This is a genomic window from Streptomyces sp. WELS2 (genome assembly GCF_013870595.1).
In the GTDB taxonomy this organism is placed as follows: Bacteria; Actinomycetota; Actinomycetes; order Streptomycetales; family Streptomycetaceae; genus Streptomyces.
Genome location: NZ_JACBWZ010000519.1, coordinates 1 through 4536, shown reverse-complemented (window position 1 = coordinate 4536; position 4536 = coordinate 1). Strand labels below are relative to the sequence as shown.

The window sequence follows — 4536 nt, the reverse complement described above, 5'->3', positions numbered from 1 at the left end:
ACCGGCGCCCCGGAGCGGCCGGTGGACCGCCCGGCGGAGACCGACCTGGAGTCGGCCACCGCCGAGGAGATCTTCGACCTGCTGGACGCCGAACTGGAGTCGCCGTGAGCACGGAAGCCGTGACCAACGAGGCCAAGTACCTCGACTACCTCAAGCGCGCGACGGCCGACCTGCGCGAGGCGCGGCGGCAGGTGCGCGAACTGACCGACAGCCGGCACGAACCGGTGGCGATCACCGGCATGAGCTGCCGCTACCCGGGCGGCGTCGAGGACCCGGACGGGCTGTGGGAGCTGGTGGCCGAGGGACGGGACGCCATCACCGGCTTCCCGGACAACCGGGGCTGGCCGGCCGGCGCGGCGGGCCGGGGCGGATTCCTGCACCGGGCCGACGAGTTCGACGCCGACTTCTTCGGCATCTCGCCGCGCGAGGCGCTGGCCATGGACCCCCAGCAGCGGCTGCTGATGGAGACGGCCTGGGAGGCCTTCGAGGCGGCCGGGCTGGACCCGTCGGCCGTCCGGGGCGAGCCGGTCGGCGTCTTCACCGGACTGAACCTGCACGACTACGCCACCCGGGCCGAGGCCATCCCCGCCGAGGCGATGGGCTATCTCAGCACCGGCAACTCCGGCAGCGTCGCCTCCGGACGGATCGCCTACTTCCTCGGCCTGGAGGGCCCCGCCCTCACCGTCGACACGGCCTGCTCCTCCTCCCTGGTCGCGCTGCACCTGGCCGCGCAGGCGCTGCGGCGCGGGGAGTGCGCGATGGCCCTGGCCGGCGGCGCCACGGTGATGAGTTCGCCCGGCGCGTTCGCGGACTTCGGCGCCCAGGGCGGCCTCGCCCCGGACGGCCGCTGCAAGTCCTTCGCCGCCGCCGCCGACGGCACCGCCTGGGGCGAGGGCGTGGGCCTGCTCCTGCTGGAACGGCTGTCCGACGCCCGGCGGCTCGGACACCCGGTGCTGGCCGTGGTGCGGGGCAGCGCGGTCAACCAGGACGGTGCCAGCACCGGCCTGACCGCGCCCAACGGCCGCGCCCAGCGCCGGGTGATCCGGCAGGCCCTCGCCGACGCCCGGCTGAAGCCCGGGGACGTCGACGCCGTGGAGGCGCACGGCACCGGCACCCGGCTCGGCGACCCCATCGAGGCCCAGGCCCTGCTCGCCACCTACGGCCAGAACCGGCCGGCCGCGCGACCGCTGCTGCTCGGCTCGCTGAAGTCGAACATCGGGCACACCATGGCCGCGGCCGGCGTCGGCGGCGTGATCAAGATGGTGCAGGCGATGCGGCACGGCACCCTGCCCCGCACCCTGCACGTCGGCAGCAGCCGGTCGCAGGTCTCCTCCGTGGACTGGTCCCGCGCTGCCAGCAGGCGCAGCAGGGCCTCCAGGCGCTCGTCGATCGGGTCGTCACGGGTCTCCACCAGCCCGTCGGTGTAGAGCACGAGGCGGTCACCGGGCTTCAGCTCGACGGTGGTGCTCTCGAAGGGGACACCGCCCACCCCGAGCGGCGTGCCGGTGGGCAGGTCCAGCAGCCGCGGCTGCTCGCCGGTGCGCACCAGGGCCGGCGGCAGATGGCCGGCGGACGCCACGTGCAGCCGGGCCCGGTGGGGGTCGTAGACCGCGTACACGCAGGTGGCGATGTACGGGTCCAGCTCGCGGGTGGTCTTGTCGAGGTGGGTGAGGATCCGTGCCGGGTCGAGGTCGAGGTCGGCGAGGGTGGCGGTCGCGGTGCGCAGCCGGCCCATGGCGGTGGCGGCCTGGATGCCGCTGCCCATGACGTCGCCCACCGCGAGCGCCGTGCGGTCGCCGTCGAGCGGGATCACGTCGTACCAGTCGCCGCCGACCTCGTCGCGGGCCTGGGCCGGGCGGTAGCGGACGGCGACCTCCAGGCCGGGGCGCCGGGGCGGGAGCTGCGGCAGGAGGCTGCGCTGGAGGGTCTCGACGGCACTGCGGATGTGCTGGTGCAGCACCGCGTTGTCGATGCTCAGCGCGGCGGAGGAGGCCAGCTCGCAGGCGAGGGTGAGGTCGTCCTCGTCGAAGGGCAGCGGGTTGCGGGCCCGGGCCAGGCCCATGACGCCGAGGATCTTCTCGCGGGCGATGAGCGGGACGGCCATGTCGGTGTGCACGCCGGCCCGGGCCAGCAGCGCGGCGGCCTCGGAGTCGGCGGCGATGCGGGAGTGGTCGCCCCCGCCCAGGTGGGTGATCAGCAGGGGGCGGCGGCTGCGGATGCAGTGCGACGCGGGGTGGTCGGCGTGGTACGTGGTGAGGCGGCCGGGTGGCACCATGGCGCGGCCCGCGTCGGTGGGGTAGGCGGTCTTCACCGCCACGACCCTGAAGAGCGCCGGTCCGTCGCCGGGGGCGGTACGGCCGGTCTGCAGGACCGAGTCGAGCAGGTCCACCGAGACCATGTCGGCCAGGCCGGGCACCAGCACGTCGGCCAGTTCCCGCGCGGTGCGGTCCACCTCCAGGGTGGTGCCGATCCGGGCCGAGCCGTCGGCGATCAGCCGCAGCCGCCGCTGGGCCTCGTCGGCCTTGCACGCCGCCCGGTACCGGTCGGTGACGTCGACCACGACGGTGGCGATGCCGAGGGGCCGGCCGCGGTGGTCCTCCAGCCGGTAGACGGACAACGCCCAGGCGTGCTCCTGCTCCGGGTCGGCGGGCGTACGGCCCACCACCTGCTCCTCCACCACGGGGGTGCCGGTCTCCAGGACCCGCCGCATCACCTCCTCGGCGCCCCCGAAGTCCGGGTCGGACAGGATCTCGCGGAACCCGCGGCCGACGTGATCGGCCTCGGGCACGCCGTGCATGGCCGCGAGGGCGGGGTTGACGGCGAGATAGCGCAGCTCGGTGTCCATGACGGCCAGCCCGATCGGCGCCTGGCTGACCAGTCGGTTGGACAGGGCCAGCTTGCGTTCCATCTGCCGCAGGGCGACCCGGTCGACGGCCAGGCCGAGGGCGTAGTGGTCCCCGAGGCTGTCCGTCAGCCGGACGTTGCGGAACTCGATCATCCGGGTGCCGCCGTCCTTGAGCCGGACGGGGAAGGCTCCCGCCCAGCGCCGGCCGGTCTCCATCACGTCGGCGAACAGGGTGACCGCCGCGTCCTGGTGCTCGGGGTGGAGGAGCAACGACGCCGCGTACTGCCCGACCGCCTCGCCGCGGGTGTAGCCGAACAGCTCCTCTGCCTGCGGGCTCCACATGTCGATCTTGCCGTCGGCCTCCAGCAGCACCGCGGCGACGCCCAGCAGGTCCAGCAGCCCGCTGGGATCGACCGCGGCGCCCGCCAGCGCATCGGCCTGCTCCGGGCGCGGCTTCTCTCGTCTCATCGAAACGCGCTCCTTCCCTCGGCCGCACCAGTACGCGGTGATGCGGCCGGCTCGCCCCACGGGTCGGACGAGACGGCCTTCCCCGCGGATCGCCAGCCCCCTCCACGATGCGCCACACCGCCGTGTACGGCCACGGCGGCGAGCCGGACGCTTCGTCCCGGTTTGCGCCCGGGGGCGGCGGGAACCCCCGCAGCGGAGGAGACCGGCCGACGCGGGAGGGGCAGTCCGTGGAGTGGTATCCGTTGCGCCTGGCCACGCCGGTCAAGCAGCACGTGTTCGGCGGGCGCGTGCTGGCCGACCGGTGGGGCCGTGCCGGTCTGCCGGACGGTCCGGTCGCCGAGACCTGGGAGGTCAGCGACGTGGACGGCGAGGTCGCGGTGGTGACCGCCGGTCCGCTGGCCGGGCGGACCCTGCGCGAGCTGGTGCGGGAGCACGCCGAGGACCTGCTCGGGCGCGGCCCGCACGGCGACCGCTTCCCCGTGCTGACGAAGTTCATCGACGCCACCGGTCCGCTCCCGGTCCACCTGCACGCCGACGACGAGACCGCCCGCCGCCTCGAGGGCGAGCCCAACGGCAAGACGGAGGCGTGGCACATCCTGGAAGCGGCACCCGGGGCCACCGCCCTGGCCGGTGTCCGGCGCGGCGTCGACCGCGACCGGCTGCACCGGGCGCTGCTGGCACAGGACTTCGACGCGGTCCTGCGCCGTCTGCCGGTACGCGCCGGGCAGACCCTCTACGTTCCCGGCGGCACCCTGCACAGCTTCGGCCCGGGCACGCTCGTCTACGAGATCGAGCAGACCTCCGACATCCAGCAGCACGCGATGCGCCACCGGATGGAGGACGGCGCCCCGATCCCCGACCGGGAGTGGCACGCCGGCATCGAACGGCTCCTGGAGGAGTGGCGTCCCGAGCCGCGCCCCGACTTCCACTCCGGTCTGAGCGTGCCGGTGGACGACGGTGTGGAACGTACCGTGCTGTGCGCCGGACGCTATTTCGCGCTGGAGCGGTGGCGGGCCGGCACCGCGGCGCCGCTGGTGCGCGAGTTCTCCACGGCGATGGTCGTGAGCAACGCGGGGGCGCCGGTCACCGTGACGACCCCGGGGGGACGGGAGCGGCTGGCCCGGGCGGAGAGCCTGCTGCTGCCCGCCGCCCTGGGCCGGCTGCGGATCGAGGGCCCGGCCGACGTCCTGTTCGGCTACCACCCCGACCTCGGCACCGACATC

Annotated in this window: 2 protein-coding genes and 1 pseudogene; 2 read left to right on the top strand and 1 reads right to left on the bottom strand. The window is 74.8% G+C overall.

All coding sequences use genetic code 11. From position 1 onward, the window contains the following. Nucleotides 1-104: 104 nt before the first annotated feature. Nucleotides 105-1247, top strand: a pseudogene (locus H5J33_RS24640) (beta-ketoacyl synthase N-terminal-like domain-containing protein); the annotation flags it as partial. Here the strand turns inward: H5J33_RS24640 and H5J33_RS37755 are convergent. Further along, entirely contained in the window at nucleotides 1157-3313 is a 2157-nt protein-coding gene (locus H5J33_RS37755) for a SpoIIE family protein phosphatase (protein ID WP_258565373.1), read from the bottom strand. The pseudogene H5J33_RS24640 and the gene H5J33_RS37755 overlap by 91 nt on opposite strands. Before the next feature lie 227 nt (nucleotides 3314-3540). On the opposite strand from H5J33_RS37755, the gene H5J33_RS24635 reads away from it, so the two are divergent. Beyond that, nucleotides 3541-4536: type I phosphomannose isomerase catalytic subunit (locus tag H5J33_RS24635; RefSeq protein WP_181797069.1), on the top strand; the 996-nt coding region annotated here is incomplete at its 3' end.